The 16,369-nt window shown below is 63.8% G+C and carries 9 protein-coding genes; 4 read left to right on the top strand and 5 right to left on the bottom strand.

All coding sequences use genetic code 11. The features are described 5' to 3' along the window. Positions 1–56: 56 nt before the first annotated feature. Entirely contained in the window at positions 57–434 is a 378-nt protein-coding gene (rpsL, locus tag A9973_RS29055) for a 30S ribosomal protein S12 (RefSeq protein WP_005017264.1), read from the bottom strand. A gap of 449 nt (positions 435–883) precedes the next feature. Next, the gene (locus tag A9973_RS29050) at positions 884–1,585 is read right to left on the bottom strand and encodes a response regulator transcription factor (protein WP_183017055.1); all 702 of its coding nucleotides are present in this window, start codon (positions 1,583–1,585) and stop codon (positions 884–886) included. 268 nt (positions 1,586–1,853) lie between these two features. Between A9973_RS29050 and A9973_RS29045 the strand changes: the two genes are divergently transcribed. From A9973_RS29045 to A9973_RS29035, 3 genes are read left to right on the top strand one after another with little or no spacing between them, the layout of a single operon-like run. Continuing rightward, a complete protein-coding gene (locus tag A9973_RS29045) occupies positions 1,854–2,570 on the top strand; it encodes a response regulator transcription factor (RefSeq protein WP_183017054.1) in 717 nt (238 codons plus the stop codon). 35 nt (positions 2,571–2,605) lie between these two features. Next, positions 2,606–3,712, top strand: a complete 1,107-nt coding sequence (locus A9973_RS29040; protein ID WP_183017053.1) for a FecR domain-containing protein — start codon at positions 2,606–2,608, stop codon at positions 3,710–3,712. Positions 3,713–3,722: 10 nt separating this feature from the next. After that, the gene (locus A9973_RS29035) at positions 3,723–6,047 is read left to right on the top strand and encodes a CHASE2 domain-containing protein (protein WP_183017052.1); all 2,325 of its coding nucleotides are present in this window, start codon (positions 3,723–3,725) and stop codon (positions 6,045–6,047) included. An 8-nt stretch (positions 6,048–6,055) separates the two neighbouring features. Here A9973_RS29035 and A9973_RS29030 read toward each other — a convergent pair whose 3' ends face one another. Beyond that, the gene (locus tag A9973_RS29030; RefSeq protein WP_183017051.1) at positions 6,056–7,315 is read right to left on the bottom strand and encodes a serine/threonine protein kinase; all 1,260 of its coding nucleotides are present in this window, start codon (positions 7,313–7,315) and stop codon (positions 6,056–6,058) included. Positions 7,316–7,469: 154 nt separating this feature from the next. Here A9973_RS29030 and A9973_RS29025 point away from each other — a divergent pair, with 154 nt between their 5' ends. Continuing rightward, entirely contained in the window at positions 7,470–7,865 is a 396-nt protein-coding gene (locus A9973_RS29025; protein WP_183017050.1) for a TssQ family T6SS-associated lipoprotein, read from the top strand. A gap of 138 nt (positions 7,866–8,003) precedes the next feature. Here the strand turns inward: A9973_RS29025 and rpoC are convergent, their stop codons facing one another. Together rpoC and rpoB are read right to left on the bottom strand one after the other, a co-directional pair. After that, on the bottom strand, positions 8,004–12,248 hold the full coding sequence (gene rpoC, locus A9973_RS29020; RefSeq protein ID WP_183017049.1) for a DNA-directed RNA polymerase subunit beta': 4,245 nt from the start codon (positions 12,246–12,248) through the stop codon (positions 8,004–8,006). Further along, complete coding sequence (rpoB, locus tag A9973_RS29015) at positions 12,248–16,360, bottom strand: DNA-directed RNA polymerase subunit beta (RefSeq protein ID WP_183017048.1); 4,113 nt, start codon at positions 16,358–16,360, stop codon at positions 12,248–12,250. The genes rpoC and rpoB overlap by 1 nt, the downstream gene beginning before the upstream one ends. Between the last annotated feature and the right edge of the window lie 9 nt (positions 16,361–16,369).

Below are 16,369 nucleotides of genomic sequence, written 5' to 3'. Positions count from 1 at the left end.
GGTCGCACTTCCCTAGTGACGGACTTCCGCCACGCGGGGGTACTGCTGACTCGTTATTAAGCCTTCTTCGGGCGCTTGGCGCCGTACTTCGAGCGGGCTTGCTTACGATCCTTGACGCCTTGCAGGTCGAGGGAACCGCGCACGATGTGATAACGCACACCGGGCAAGTCCTTCACACGACCGCCACGCACCAGAACCACCGAGTGCTCTTGCAGGTTGTGGCCTTCACCGCCGATGTACGAAATGACTTCGTAACCGTTGGTCAGACGCACTTTGGCAACCTTGCGCAGAGCGGAGTTCGGCTTCTTGGGGGTGGTGGTGTACACGCGAGTGCACACGCCGCGGCGTTGCGGGCAGTTTTCGAGCGCGGGGCTCTTGCTTTTGATGATGCTGACTTCGCGCGGCTTGCGCACGAGTTGGCTAATGGTAGGCATGACCTTTGAAATCCCTTTTACGTACCACTGGTAAGTACTTACGTACTCGTCTCCAGAAGAGTGTCTTCGGAGAAGGCAGTTCGCGCAAAACCGCCTCAAACGTTCATATACGTAAAAGAGCGGGCTTGCCAACAAACTATGACAAACGCACAAAACTGGTGCCTCTGGGGGCAGTCGGACCGATGGACCCAAAACAAAAGGCTCGTGACGCACCTTGATTTCGGATCCTGGACTGTTTACCCTTTAGCGTACAGATTTTGCGCGCGAAATAAAGCAGTAAGCCCTTTAGCATAACTGAGATCAAGGGATACTGTCAAAGGAATTTGTAATTGCCGCAGCGCGGCGCGCCGGCGGTGAGATCGCGGCGCAATGACAACGGTTTCGGCGCGGGTCGTGGAAAATGGGGCCACTTACCGCACGTACCAGGGCAGTTGACCTGCCCGTTGGACCTACTGGTCGGCGAACAGGTATCCGCTGCCGTAGACCGTGCGGATCGGCAGCATGACGCCCGCCAATTCCGCTTTGCGGCGCAGCCGGCTGACGATCACATCGATGCTGCGCGACCCGCTGGAGCGCACCCCGCCCCCTTCCACGCGCAGTTCGTCGCCCAACTCGGAGCGCCCCACCGCCCTGCCCGCCACTTCCAGCAGCGAACGCACGATCAGGCGCTCATTGGCAGACAGCGAAATGGCGGCGCCCGACGGTGCCACCAGCGTCCAGCCCTGGTCCCGCAGTTCCCATTGGCCATTGACCGTGTCGTCCGAGACGGGGTTCTCCTGGCCGGCAGGCAGGCGCCGGGCCAACGCCAGCAGGATGCAGGCGAGTTCGCGCGGATCCTGGGGATCGGTCAAACAAGCGTCTGCACCGCTTTGCAGGCAGCGCAGGCGGCTATCCACGGACATGCCGCGGCCGGAGACCACGATCCCCATGGGGGACGAGCCATGCAGCCGGGCGACCAGGGCATAGCCGATTTCGCCCAGTGTCCCGACATCCAGGACAACGGCATCGTAGATACCGCTATTGAGCAATCCGAACAGCTCGAGAGACGTCGAGCAGCCGCGTGCCGAGATCCCGGCCTGCAGTAAAGCGGACACGGCGGCGTTGCGGGCCACTTCGTCCGGCGACATCATAAGTATGCGCAATTGATTCATAGCTAATTTCCACCTCTTACCCGAAATCGCTCGACATCGCTGAAATGTGACAGCCATGCGTGGGGCGATTGAGACAGTGTGGCGTCTTGTTACGCAACAACCCCAGTCAAGATTCGTTAACTTTGCAATGTTTGACAGTTCTTTCCACAACGTAGCCAGTCCAAGAGCCTCCCGAGTTATCATTCGATTACATAAATTCGCTCACCCCTCTTGCAGTAGGGCGCCACAGGGCGCGCTTGCGTAGCAAACCTTCGCGAGAACACGTTTGATGAAAATCGCGTCGCTGGAAGACGACCTCGATCAAGCCCGGCGAATCCAGCAAGTGCTGACCGCCGCGGGATACACCTGCACCAGCTATCACCAAAGCCGTGACCTGCTGGCCGCATTGCGCACCGAGAGCTTCGACCTGGTGCTGCTGGACTGGCATTTGCCCGATATCGACGGCGACGATGTGGTGCGCTGGCTGCGCGCCAATATCGGCGCCCGCGTGCCCGTCATTTTCCTGACCAACCGGTCCAGCGAAGACGATCTGGTGGAAGGCCTGCGCGCCGGTGCCGACGACTACATCGTCAAGCCTTTGCGGCCACTGGAATTGCTGGCCCGCGTGGCGGCCTTGCTGCGACGCACCCAGCCCGCCGAACCCGCCAACGATTCCTTCGATGTCGCCCATTACCGCGTCGAACCCGCGGCGCGCGTCATCTCGTTGAACGGCGCCGCGGTAAGCCTGGCGCCGAAGGAATTCGAGCTGGCGCTATTGTTCTTCCGCAACCTGGGCCGCCTCATGTCGCGCGATGTCCTGGCGGAATGCGTCTGGAACCGGGAAATCCCCGCGACCTCGCGCACGCTGGATACGCACTTGTCGAACATCCGGCAAAAGCTTCAGCTACGCCCTGAGAACGGTGTGCGCCTGACCTCGTCCTACGCCCTGGGCTACCGGCTCGAACTGACCGGCGCGTCGGAAGACAACCCGGCGAGCCTGCCGTAGACGCCTTTGCGCGCCTCTCTGGAGAACCGATCGCTATGAGCCGCTGCCGCGCGCTTTCTTTGCTTGCCTTGCTTTCTTGTGCGCTGACGGCCCCTGTCCATGGCCAGCCTGCGGGCGCCCTGGGCGACGACTTCATCTATCGCGTCCGCCAGGGCGACACCCTGATTAACTTGGCCACGCAATACACGCGCAACCAGGCCAACTGGGCGCCGCTGCAGACGTTGAACAAGGTGGACGCGCCAGAGCGGCTGCCCATCGGGCAGGAACTGCGCATTCCCCTGGCGATGATTCCCGAACGTGCCGCCCAGGCGCGCGTGATGCACGTCAGCGGCCAGGCCAGTATGAACGGCAAGCCCTTGCAACCGGGCCAGAGCCTGTCGGAAGGCAGCACCGTGGTGACCTCGCCCAACGGCTTTGTCACGCTGGAGCTGGCAGATGGATCCAAGCTCACCCTGCCCGCCGGTGGTTCGGTCGAGCTGGCGCGCCTGCGCCAATTCGAAGGCACCGAACTGACGGACTCCGTCATCCATGTGCAGCGCGGCAGCGTTGAATCGTCCGTCGCGCCCACCGGGCAAGGCGTCGGCCGCTTTGAAGTGCGCACCCCCGTCGCCGTCACCGGCGTGCGCGGCACGCGTTTCCGCGTGCAAAGCGGCGCGGGCGGCGTGCAAAGCGAAGTGCTGGAAGGCAGTGTGCGCTTGCAACCGCACGCGCCGGGAACCGCGCCCGCCAAGCCGGTCGCCGTGGCGCGCGGCTATGGCGCCGCCGTGCGCAACGACGGCAGCGTGTCAGGCGTGCGCGAACTGCTGGCCGCGCCGCAGCTATCCACTCCCGAACGCTCTGGCGGCGGCGGCTGGACCAGCGCCTTCGCCCCCGTGGCCGGCGCGCAAAGCTACCTGGTGCGCGTTTCGCACGACGCCGACGGCGCCATGCCTGTGTCGTCGGTCGCCTTCCCGACGAACGACATCCGCTTCACCGCGCCCGGACCCGGCACGTATTACGTGTCGGTGCGCGCCATCGATGAGCTTGGCCTGAGCGGCCAGGATGCGGTGGCCACGTTCGAGGGCGCCAACCAGCTGATGACTTCCTATGGCCTGGGTGTGGCCAGCGGTTCGGGCGTGCCCATCATATTGACCGAGTACTAGGGGCCGCCTCATGGCCGACGCCGCCGACACCGTTGACCGGACCTCGCGCTCAGGGCTGTGGTTGACGATAGTGCTGGCAGTGCTGGCGGCGGTGCTGGGTTCTCTCAATGGCCTGGGCCGGGTCGACCAGATCCTCTATGACCGTGTCGCGGCCTTGACGGGCCGCGCCGCGGATCCCGACATCCTGATCGTCGCCATCGACGACGCCAGCATCGATACGCTGGGGCGCTGGCCATGGCGGCGCGCGATCCATGCCGCGCTGCTGGACCGCCTGCAAGGCGCCCGCGCCGTCGGGCTGGACCTGATCTTCGCGGAAAGCGACACCGTCAATCCCAACGACGACCGGATCCTGGCCGACAGCATCCGGCGCAATGGCCGCACCGTCCTGCCTGTCGTGCTGGACCATTTGACCAACCCGTCGTCCCTGGCCGCCCCCATCCCCATGCTGGCGCAAGCGGCGGCGTCGACCGGCTTCATCAACGCCCGCGTCGATTCCGACGGAGTCGTGCGCGAAGCGACGCCCGCGGCGGAGTTCGCAGGCGAACGCCGGTTCCACCTTGCCCTGTCCATGCTTGAGGTCGGCGGCCAATCCGACAAGGCGCAACAGCTGCTGCAACGGACAGGTCCCGACGGCAGCATCCTGATCCCCTACACCGGCTCCGCGGCCCACATGCGCACCGCCTCGTACCTGTCGGTGCTGCGCGGCGACGTGCCGCCCGACGAATTGCGCGGCAAATATGTGTTGGTCGGCGCCTGGGCCACGGGCCTGGGCGACGCCTACCCCACGCCCGTCTCGCATGACTTGAGCGGCATGTCCGGCGTGGAGATCATCGCCAATCTGTTGCAAGCGGCGCGCGACGGTATTTCGTACCAGCGGCCGGCCGCCGCCTGGAACGCGATGTTCTCCGCCCTGCCCGTACTGCTGGCCTGCCTGGCGTTATGGCGGTTATCGCCCAAGCGCGCCCTGCTGGTCAGCGTCGCCTTGATCGCGGCCATCCTGCTGGCGTCCTGGATGCTGCTGGCTCAAAACAACCTGTGGTTCGCCCCCACCGCCGCCCTGGTCGGTGTGGCGCTGTGCTATCCGCTGTGGAGCTGGCGCAGCCAGGAAGCCGCCTTGCGCTACATGGACAACGAATTGCGCCGGCTGCAGCGCGAGTACCCGCCCGTGCTGAACGAGGCCCGCGCCCAGCTCACCGGCCCCAACGCGTCGCTTGAAAGCCGGGTGGGCGAGTTGCGGCGCGCGCTGGCCCGCGTGCGAAACCTGCGGCGCTTCCTGGCCGACGGGCTCGACGGCATGCCCGACGCCACGCTGGTCTTCGACCAGGACGGCCGCATGCAATTCCGCAACCAGGCCGCCGTCATGTACTTCCAGCGCCTGGGCATGCGTCCGCCCCGCGTGGGCCATCCCGCCACCCATCTGCTTGAAAAGACCATTTCCGACGACGCCACGCGGCAACGCGTAGCCGAGGCACTAGCCGGGCAACGCGCCGTGGACGCCACGTCGCCCTGGAGCGCCGACCTGGAAGTGCGCGACTACGCCGGCCGCGACCTCATCCTGAAGTGCGCGCCCATCCACACCGCTGAAGGAAACTTCGCCGGCACCGTCGCCACGTTGACCGATATCTCGCGCATCCGCCAGGCCGAACGCCAGCGTGAAGAAACGCTGCGCTTCATCTCGCACGACATGCGCGCGCCGCAAAGCTCCATCCTGGCGCTGGTGGAAATGAAGCAGGAAGCCGGCATGCAAGACGGCCAAGGCGATACCCTTGCCCGCATCGCCACGCTGGCCAACCGCACCCTGCATCTGGTGGACGACTTCGTGCATCTGACGCGGGCCGAGTCCATGACGATCTGCGCCGTGGAACTGGACCTGGGCAGCCTGCTGCAGGACGGGGTGGACGAGTTCTGGGCGTCCGCCCAAAAGCGCGGCATTGCGCTGGATCTGCGCATGCCGCTGCCCGCCGCCTATACGCGCGGCGACCAGACGCTGCTGATGCGCGCGCTGTGCAACCTGATCGACAACGCCATCAAGTACAGCCCCGCCCACACGCGCATCGAATGCGGCATCGACGAAGAGCCCGGCTTCTGGCGGGTGGATATCCGCGACCAGGGCCAAGGCATCGCCGAAGCGGACATTGCTCGTCTGTTCGAACCCTTCTCGCGGGTGGGCGTCGAAACCCGCGGCGATGTGGGCGGCGCCGGCCTGGGCCTGGCGTTCGTGCGCACGGTGGCCGAGCGCCATGGCGGGTCGGTCGAAGTCAGCAGCGAACTGGGCGTCGGCTCGGTATTCACGTTACGCCTGCCTGCAGCGCCCGAAGCACCCGACGCACCGTAGCGCCAGCCCTACTGGAATGTGTGCGAGATCACGCCGGGCTTGCCAGCCTTGATCTCGAGAGTGCCCCGGTACGGCGGCAAGTCCGCGTTGCGCAGCACCACCTGGTATTTCCCGGGGATCAGCCGCAACTCTTTGACGGGCGGGCTGATGCCACGTGCGATGCCGTTGATCCACACCTCGCCCCAAGGACGGATGTCCAGCCGCACCGTCACGGGAACCGCCAGCGGCTTGGGCTTGGGCGCCTCGTCAGCAGCGGCAGGCGCCGCGGCCGCCGGCGCTTGAGCGGCAGGGTCCGAGGTTTCCGCCGAGAGCGCGGGAGGGGATTCCGCCGCGCTTGAGTCCTTGGTGGCAGGCGCCGGTTCCGGCTGGGACGGCACGGGTGCGGAGGGCTGCCATTGCGCGGTCGGCAACGGCGCCGCCGGCGCAACGGGCGGCAATGTCACCTGCGGGGCGGGATAGACGGCGGGCGGGTTGGGTTGAACCAGTTCCGAGCTTGTGATCAGGACATTGGGCGTTCCCATGCCCCAATGGAACCAGGCATAGGTGCCCATGCCGATCAATGCCGCAACGCACAGCAGTCCCAACAAGGGGCGTCGGCCGCCGGCGGGCTTGGCCGCGGGGGCCGCGGGCGGCGGCGCATAGGCGGCCCCCGCCGCGACGTCCGCTTCAGCCGGCGCCGGTTCGATGTATGCCGCCACGCCCAGCAAGGCGGCCAGTTCGGCCAGCGTCTGCGGCCGGTCAGCCGGCGCCATGGACAGGCCGGCGTCAATGACGATCAGGAAGTCGGGGTTGTACTTGGAGAGGCCTTGCGAGGCCAACGGCTCGTAGTTGTCCGTCGCGCGGCGCTCCGGCGCGGGCGGCGGGCGATGGCCGGTCACGAGCGCATGCATCACGGCGCACAGGGCGTAGACATCGCTCCAGGGGCCCCGCGGCCATTCCATGGAGTCGGAATAGAGCTCGAACGGCGCGAAACCTGGCGCCGGGCTCCGGCTGGCGCGGCGCGAGCGCGCCACGACGAGTTCGGGCAGCAGGTGCGCGCGCGCGCCCTCGTCCATCCCTACGGTTTCCAGCGAGATATCGCCACAGATCTCTCCCTGCGCGTGCAGGGCGATCAGCGACGGCAGCAGATCCGACAGAAGCCGCTTGATGCGTGTTTCCGGCACGCCTCCCGCCGTACTGGCGGCGATCGCGCTCAAGGGACGCAGGGCAAGCGGCGCGGCGCCGGAGAAGGGGCCACGCGGCGTCAGGAGGCCGGTGGACGAAGGCATTATCGGAATTGCGCTCATGCGCGTAGTGTGCAAAGGTTGAATAGCCTGAATATTATCCAATCCGCAACATCAGGACATTGCCGAAAATGTCCGAGCGCATCAGGCTGTGGCACGATAGCGTACCGCCCATTCTCCCTACTTCCCTTTTGAAGCTATGAAAATTCGCTTTCTGAGCAGTTTGCTCGGCGCGTCGTTGATGCTGGCGGGCTGCGCCGGGATCCCCTCCCGGCAAGCCGAAGCCCCCGCCACGCCCGAGGCGTTGGCGCAATTGCAACAAGTCCGCGACGCTTACGGCGCCGGCCGCTACGGCGAGGTCATCCGCAGCGTCGCCACCTCCGACGCCCTGGCCTCCTCCCCCCGCGCCGTGCGCGTCGAGGCCTACAAGCTGCAGGCCTTCAGCTATTGCGTCACGCGGTACGCCCAACTGTGCGAAGACAGCTTCGCCCGTATCCTGGCGCTGGACCCCACTTTTGACCTTGCCCCCAACGAAGCCGGACATCCGTCCTGGGGACCTGCGTTCCAACGCGCCCGGGCACAAGCCGGGAAATAGCCGCGCGCCGCATCCCGCGGCAGGCCGCAAGATAAGGCGCCACTGACAATGAAAAAGGCCGCTGATTCGCATCAGCGGCCTTTTTTGCATTCAGCCCCCGCGCCAGGACGGCGCGCGGGGGGCTGACCGAGGCTCCGCCTATTCGGCGGCGTCCTCGGTGCCGGCGTCGGAGACAGGCGCTTCCGCGTCCGCACCCACCGTGACCGGCGAGTCTTCGAACGGGTTGGCCTGCTGGCGCGCGGCTTCGCGTTCCGCCGCCTCCAGCTCTTCCTTGTCGCGGCGTGCGTGGTGGTAAGCCAGGCCGGTACCCGCCGGGATGAGGCGGCCAACGATGACGTTTTCCTTCAAGCCGCGCAGGTCGTCGCGCTTGCCCATGATGGCGGCTTCGGTCAGGACCCGGGTGGTTTCCTGGAACGAAGCGGCCGAGATGAACGAGTCGGTCGACAGCGAGGCCTTCGTGATACCCAACAGCACGTTGTCGTACGTTGCCGGGATACGCTCTTCGGCTGTCATGCGGTCGTTGGCGTTCAGCAGTTCGGAGCGCTCGACTTGCTCGCCCGGGATGAACTCGGTGTCGCCCGCGTCAACGATGTTCACACGGCGCAGCATCTGACGAACAATCACTTCGATGTGCTTGTCGTTGATCTTCACGCCCTGCAGACGGTAAACGTCCTGAACTTCGTCGACGATGTACGTCGCCAGCTTCTCGATGCCTTGCAGGCGCAGGATGTCGTGGGGATCGGCCGGGCCGTCCACGATCATTTCGCCCTTGTTCACCACTTGGCCGTCGTGCACCAGAACCTGCTTTTCCTTCGGAATCAGGAACTCGTGGCTCACGCCTTCCAGGTCGGTGATGACCAGACGCTGCTTGCCCTTCGTGTCCTTACCGAACGAAACCGTACCGGTGACGTCGGCGAGCATGCCGGCATCCTTCGGCGAACGGGCTTCGAACAGCTCGGCCACGCGCGGCAGACCGCCAGTAATGTCGCGGGTCTTTTGCGATTCTTGCGGAATACGCGCCAGGACTTCGCCCACGGCAACCTGCAGGCCGTCACGCACGGTAATCAGTGCGCCCACCGGGAACGAGATGTTCACCGAGTGATCGGTGCCGGCGATCTTGACGTCTTCGCCGTTCTCGTTGACCAGCTTGATCTGCGGACGCATGACGATCTTGCCGCCACGGGTCTTCGGCGTGATGACGACGAGCGTCGACAGGCCGGTGACTTCGTCCACCTGCTTGGCAACGGTCACGCCTTCTTCGATGTTCTCGAAGCGGACGGCACCGCCGTATTCCGACACGATCGGACGGGTCAGCGGATCCCACGTCGCCAGACGTGCGCCCGCCTTCACGGCCTCGCCATCGCCCACCAGCACGGTCGCGCCGTACGGGATCTTGTGGCGTTCGCGTTCGCGGCCGTTGTCGTCGAAGATCGCCAGTTCGCCGGAGCGCGAGATCGCCACGCGTTCGCCCTTGGCGTTCGTGACATAGCGCATCGTGCTGGCAAAACCGACCAGACCGCTGGACTTGGTTTCCACCGCGCTGGCCAGAGCCGAACGCGACGCCGCGCCACCGATGTGGAACGTACGCATCGTGAGCTGCGTGCCCGGTTCACCGATGGACTGGGCAGCGATAACGCCGACTGCCTCGCCCTGGTTGACCGGCGAACCGCGACCCAGATCGCGGCCGTAGCAGCTTGCGCACAGGCCGTGACGCGTTTCGCACGTCAGCGGGGTGCGGACCTTGACTTCGTCCACGCCGATGCGGTCGATGGTGTCGACCAGATCTTCGTCCAGCAGGGTGCCGGCGACGATGGCCGTTTCCTGCGTGTCCGGGTTGATGATGTCCACGGCGGCAACACGACCCAGGATGCGATCGCGCAGCGGTTCGATGACTTCACCGCCTTCCACCAGGGCCTTCATGTTGTAGCCCAGCGACGTACCGCAATCGTCCTCGGTGATCACCAAGTCTTGCGTCACGTCGACCAGACGACGGGTCAGGTAACCCGAGTTCGCGGTCTTCAGTGCCGTATCAGCCAGACCCTTACGCGCGCCGTGAGTCGAGATGAAGTACTGAAGCACGTTCAGACCTTCACGGAAGTTCGCGGTAATGGGCGTTTCGATAATCGAGCCGTCCGGCTTGGCCATCAGGCCGCGCATACCGGCCAGCTGGCGAATCTGGGCGGCCGAACCGCGGGCGCCCGAGTCAGCCATCATGTAGATCGAGTTGAACGATTCCTGGCGCACTTCTTCGCCGTGACGGTTGACGACCGGCTCGGTGGCCAGTTGTTCCATCATCGCCTTGCCGACCTTGTCGCCAGCCTTGCCCCAGATGTCCACCACGTTGTTGTAGCGTTCTTGGGACGTGACCAGACCCGACGAGTACTGCTTGTCGATTTCCTTCACTTCGCGGCTGGCTTCAGCCAGGATGCCTTCCTTGGCGGTCGGGATCAGCATGTCGCCCATGGCGATCGAGATACCGCCGCGCGTGGCCAGCTTGAAGCCGGACTGCATCAGCTTATCGGCGAAGATCACCGTGTCGCGCAGGCCGCAACGGCGGAACGACTGGTTGATCAGGCGCGAGATTTCCTTCTTCTTCAGTGCCTTGTTCAGCACCGTGAAGGGCAGGCCCTTCGGCAGGATCTCGGACAGCAGCGCGCGGCCGACCGTCGTCTCGTGACGGCGGATTACCGGTTGCCATTCGCCAGCCTCGTCGCGCTCGTGCTCTTTCAGACGCACGGTCACGCGGGATTGCAGCTCGACTTCGCCGTTGTCGTAAGCGCGTTGCACTTCAGCGACGTCGGTGAAGAAGATGCCTTCGCCGCGGCCGTTGATGCGCTCGCGCGTCGTGTAGTACAGACCCAGCACGATATCCTGGGACGGCACGATCGACGGTTCGCCGTTGGCCGGGAACAGCACGTTGTTCGACGCCAGCATCAGCGTGCGCGCTTCCAGCTGGGCTTCCAGCGACAGCGGCACGTGGACAGCCATCTGGTCACCGTCGAAGTCGGCGTTGAACGCCGCGCAAACCAGCGGGTGCAGCTGGATGGCCTTGCCTTCGATCAGGACCGGCTCGAACGCCTGGATGCCCAAACGGTGCAGCGTAGGCGCACGGTTCAGCATGACCGGGTGTTCGCGGATGACTTCTTCCAGGATGTCCCAGACCACCGGTTCCTGGCTTTCCACCAGCTTCTTGGCAGCCTTGATGGTCGTGGCCAGGCCCATCATCTCCAGACGATTGAAGATGAACGGCTTGAACAGTTCCAGGGCCATCAGCTTGGGCAGGCCGCACTGGTGCAGCTTGAGCTGCGGACCCACCACGATGACCGAACGGCCCGAGTAGTCGACGCGCTTGCCCAGCAAGTTCTGGCGGAAACGACCGCTCTTGCCCTTGATCATGTCGGCCAGGGACTTCAGCTGGCGCTTGTTGGCGCCCGTCATGGCCTTGCCGCGGCGACCGTTGTCCAGCAGCGAGTCAACGGCTTCCTGCAGCATCCGCTTTTCGTTGCGCAGGATGATTTCCGGCGCCTTGAGCTCCAGGAGGCGCTTCAAGCGGTTGTTGCGGTTGATGACGCGGCGGTACAGGTCGTTCAGGTCGGAGGTCGCGAAGCGGCCGCCGTCCAGCGGCACCAGCGGACGCAGGTCCGGCGGCAGCACGGGCAGCACTTCCATGACCATCCACTCGGCCTTGATGCCCGACTTCTGGAAGCCTTCCAGCACCTTCAGGCGCTTCGAGATCTTCTTGATCTTGGCTTCCGAGCTGGTGGCCTTCAGTTCGCCGCGCAGCGTTTCCACTTCGCGGTCGATGTCGATGGTGCGCAGCAGTTCGCGCACGGCTTCCGCGCCCATCAGAGCGCGGAAGTCGTCGCCGTACTCTTCGGTCTTGGCGAGGAAATCGTCATCCGACATGATCTGGCCGCGCTTGAGCGGCGTCATGCCAGGTTCGATCACGCACCAGGCTTCGAAGTACAGGACGCGTTCGATGTCGCGCAGGGTCATGTCGAGCACCATGCCCAGACGCGACGGCAGGCTCTTCAGGAACCAGATGTGCGCGACGGGGCTGGCCAGCTCGATGTGGCCCATGCGTTCACGGCGAACCTTGGCGACGGTGACTTCAACGCCGCACTTCTCGCAGATCACGCCACGGTGCTTCAAGCGCTTGTACTTGCCGCACAAGCACTCGTAGTCTTTGATCGGACCAAAGATCTTCGAGCAGAACAGGCCGTCGCGCTCAGGCTTGAACGTGCGGTAGTTGATGGTCTCGGGCTTGCGAACTTCGCCGTAAGACCACGAACGGATCTTCTCGGGCGAGGCGATGCCGATCTTGATGGCATCGAATTGCTCGTCTTGCGAGACTTGCTTAAATAGGTCGAGTAGCGCTTTCATTAGTTACGCTCCAAATCCATATCCAGGGCCAACGAGCGGATTTCCTTAACCAGCACGTTGAACGATTCCGGCATGCCGGCGTCGATGACGTGGTCGCCCTTGACGATGTTTTCGTATACCTTGGTACGGCCAGTGATGTCATCCGACTTCACCGTCAGCATTTCTTGCAGGGTATAGGCGGCGCCGTATGCTTCCAGCGCCCACACTTCCATTTCCCCGAAACGCTGACCACCGAACTGCGCCTTGCCACCCAGCGGCTGCTGAGTCACCAGCGAGTACGGACCCGTCGAACGCGCGTGCATCTTGTCGTCGACCAAGTGGTGCAGCTTCAGATAGTGCATGTAGCCGACGGTCACGGGGCGCTCGAATTTCTCGCCCGTGCGGCCGTCAAACAGCCATGCCTGCGTACGCGAAGGCGTCAGTGCCATGCGCTCGGCGACATCGTCCGGATAGGCCAGCTCCAGCATCGTGGTGATTTCCTCTTCGGTCGCGCCGTCGAAGACGGGCGTCGCGAACGGCACGCCGTTCTTGAGGTTCTGGGCCATTTCCATGACTTCTTCGTCGGTCAGCTCGTCGATGCGGGCGCCGGAACCGGTCGTGTTGTAGACCTTGTCCAGGTAGGCACGGATGTTCTTGACCTGCGCAGTGCGCTCGTCGCGCAGCAAATCGGCGATGCGGTGGCCCACGCCCTTGGCAGCCCAGCCCAAGTGCACTTCCAGCACCTGGCCGACGTTCATCCGCGAGGGCACGCCCAGCGGGTTCAGAACGATGTCGGCCGGCGTGCCGTCAGCCATGTGCGGCATGTCTTCCACCGGGGTGATGCGCGAGACCACACCCTTGTTGCCGTGACGGCCTGCCATCTTGTCGCCAGGCTGCAGACGACGCTTCACGGCCAGGTAGACCTTGATCATCTTCAGCACGCCCGGGGGCAGCTCGTCACCTTGCGTCAGCTTCTTGCGCTTCTCTTCGAAGGCCAGATCGAATTGGTGGCGCTTCTGCTCCAGCGATTCCTTGGCCTGCTCGAGGACGACAGCGTGCGGCTCGTCGGCCAGACGGATGTCGAACCACTGCCAGCGGTCCAGATCAGCCAGGTAAGCCTTGGTGATCGTGGCGCCCTTGGCCAGCTTGCGCGGGCCGCCGTTGACGGTCTTGTTGACCAGCATCTTTTCGATACGGTCGAACTGGTCGTTTTCAACGATGCGCAACTGGTCGTTCAGGTCTTGGCGATAACGGCGCAGTTCATCGTCAATGATGGACTGGGCGCGCTTGTCGCGCACGATGCCTTCACGCGTGAACACTTGCACGTCGATCACGGTGCCGGTCATGCCCGAAGGCACGCGCAGCGAGGTGTCCTTAACGTCGGACGCCTTTTCACCGAAGATGGCGCGCAGCAGCTTTTCTTCCGGCGTCAGCTGGGTTTCGCCCTTCGGCGTGACCTTGCCGACCAGCACGTCGTCGGCGCTGACTTCGGCGCCAATGTACGTGATGCCCGAATCGTCCAGACGGTTCAGTTGCGTCTCAGCCAGGTTGCTGATGTCGCGCGTGATTTCTTCCGGACCGAGCTTCGTGTCGCGGGCGACAACCGTCAGTTCCTCGATGTGCACCGAGGTGTAGCGGTCATCGGCCACAACCTTTTCGGAGATCAGGATCGAGTCTTCGAAGTTGTAGCCGTTCCACGGCATAAACGCGATCAGCATGTTCTGACCCAGGGCGAGTTCGCCCAGGTCGGTCGATGCGCCGTCGGCCAGCACGTCACCCTTGGCAACCTTGTCGCCACGCTTGACGATAGGACGCTGGTTGATGTTCGTGTTCTGGTTCGAACGCGTGTACTTGATCAGGTTGTAGATATCGACACCGACTTCGCCGGCGACGTTTTCTTCGTCGTTCACACGAATCACGACGCGCTCGGCGTCAACGTGATCGACCAGGCCGCCACGCAGCGCTTGCACGGTCGTGCCCGAGTCAACGGCCACGGTGCGTTCGATACCCGTACCCACGACCGGCTTTTCCGGACGCAGGCAAGGCACGGCCTGACGTTGCATGTTGGCGCCCATCAGTGCGCGGTTCGCGTCGTCGTGCTCAAGGAACGGAATCAGCGAAGCGGCGACCGACACGATCTGCGACGGGGCAACGTCCATGTAATGCACGTTGGCCGGCGAGGTCAGCATCGTTTCGCCTGCTTCACGGCAAGCGACCAGGTCGTCCACGAAGGCGCCCTGCTCGTCCAGCGCGGCGTTAGCCTGCGCGATGACGTAGTGGCTTTCTTCGATGGCCGACAGGTAATCGATCTGCTCGCTGACGCGGCCGTCGATAATCTTGCGGTAAGGCGTTTCCAGGAAGCCGTACTCGTTCAAGCGAGCGTACAGCGCCATGGAGTTGATCAGGCCGATGTTCGGGCCTTCCGGCGTTTCGATCGGGCAGACGCGGCCGTAGTGGGTCGGGTGCACGTCGCGGACTTCGAAGCCGGCGCGCTCGCGAGTCAGACCGCCCGGGCCCAGTGCGGAAACGCGACGCTTGTGCGTGATTTCCGACAGCGGGTTGGTCTGGTCCATGAACTGCGACAGCTGGCTCGAACCGAAGAACTCCTTGATGGCAGCCGAGATCGGCTTGGAGTTGATCAGGTCGTGCGGCATCAGGTTTTCCGTCTCGGCCTGGCCCAGACGTTCCTTGACGGCGCGCTCGACGCGCACGAGACCTGCGCGGAACTGGTTTTCGGCCAGTTCGCCCACGCAACGCACGCGGCGGTTGCCCAAGTGATCGATGTCATCGATCTGGCCACGGCCGTTACGCAACTCGACCAGCACCTTGATGGTTTCAAGGATGTCTTCGTTGGTCAGCGTCATCGGGCCGGTGATGTCTTCACCACGGCCCAGACGGCTGTTGACCTTCATGCGGCCGACGCGCGACAGGTCGTACGTCTCTTCGTTGTAGAACAGACGCTGGAACAGCGCTTCCACCGCTTCTTCGGTGGGCGGCTCGCCAGGACGCATCATGCGGTAGATGGCAACGCGCGCGGCCATCTGGTCGGCGGTTTCATCGGTGCGCAGCGTTTGCGAGATGTACGGACCACGGTCCAGGTCGTTCGTGTAGAGCGCCTGGATGTCATAGACGTTCGAAGCACGCAGGGCGCTCAGCACGCTTTCCGTGATCTCGTCGTTGGCGTTGGCGATGACTTCGCCGGTATCTTCGTCAACGATGTTCTTGGCCAGCACGCGGCCGTACAGGAAGTCTTCCGGCACGGAGATGCGCTGGATGCCGCCGGCAGCCAGGTCGCGCAGATGCTTGGCATTGATGCGCTTGTCTTTTTCGACGATGACCTTGCCATCGCGGTCCGAGATGTCGAAACGGGCCATTTCGCCCTTCCAACGCTCGGGCACGAATTCCATCATCGCGCCTTCGCTCTTCAATTCGAAGTTGTCGAAGTCGAAGAAGTTGGCCAGGATGGATTCCGGCGTCATGCCGATGGCCTTGCACAGGATCGTGACAGGCATCTTGCGACGACGGTCGACGCGGAAGAACAGGACGTCCTTCGGGTCGAATTCGAAGTCCAGCCACGAACCGCGGTAAGGAATCACGCGGGCCGAGAACAGGAGCTTGCCGGAGCTGTGCGTTTTGCCGCGGTCGTGTTCGAAGAACACGCCAGGCGAACGGTGCAGCTGCGACACGATGACACGCTCGGTGCCGTTGATGACGAAGGAACCCGTGCCCGTCATGAGCGGAATTTCGCCCATGTAGACTTCTTGTTCCTTCACTTCCTTCACGGTCGGCTTGCTGACTTCGCGGTCAAGCAGCACCAGGCGGACCTTGGCTCGCAGGGGCGAGGCATAGGTCAGGCCACGTTGCTGACATTCCTTGACATCGAACACCGGTTCGCCGAGCACGTAGCTCACGAACTCCAAGCGCGCCATACCGTTGTGACTAACGATCGGGAAAATCGACGAGAACGCCGCCTGCAAACCGTCGGCTACGCGATCGGACGGGGCGGTATCCGCCTGCAGGAAAGTTAGGTAGGATTGAAGCTGTGTCGCCAAAAGGAAAGGAACGTTTTGAACGTCTTCACGCTTGGCGAAGCTTTTGCGGATGCGCTTTTTTTCGGTGTACGAGTAAGGCATGAGCACTCC

This window comes from Achromobacter sp. UMC46 (assembly GCF_014170335.1).
Taxonomy (GTDB): domain Bacteria; phylum Pseudomonadota; class Gammaproteobacteria; order Burkholderiales; family Burkholderiaceae_B; genus Achromobacter.
Note: the sequence above shows the minus strand (reverse complement) of the source record. Positions and strands in the feature narration are given on the sequence as shown.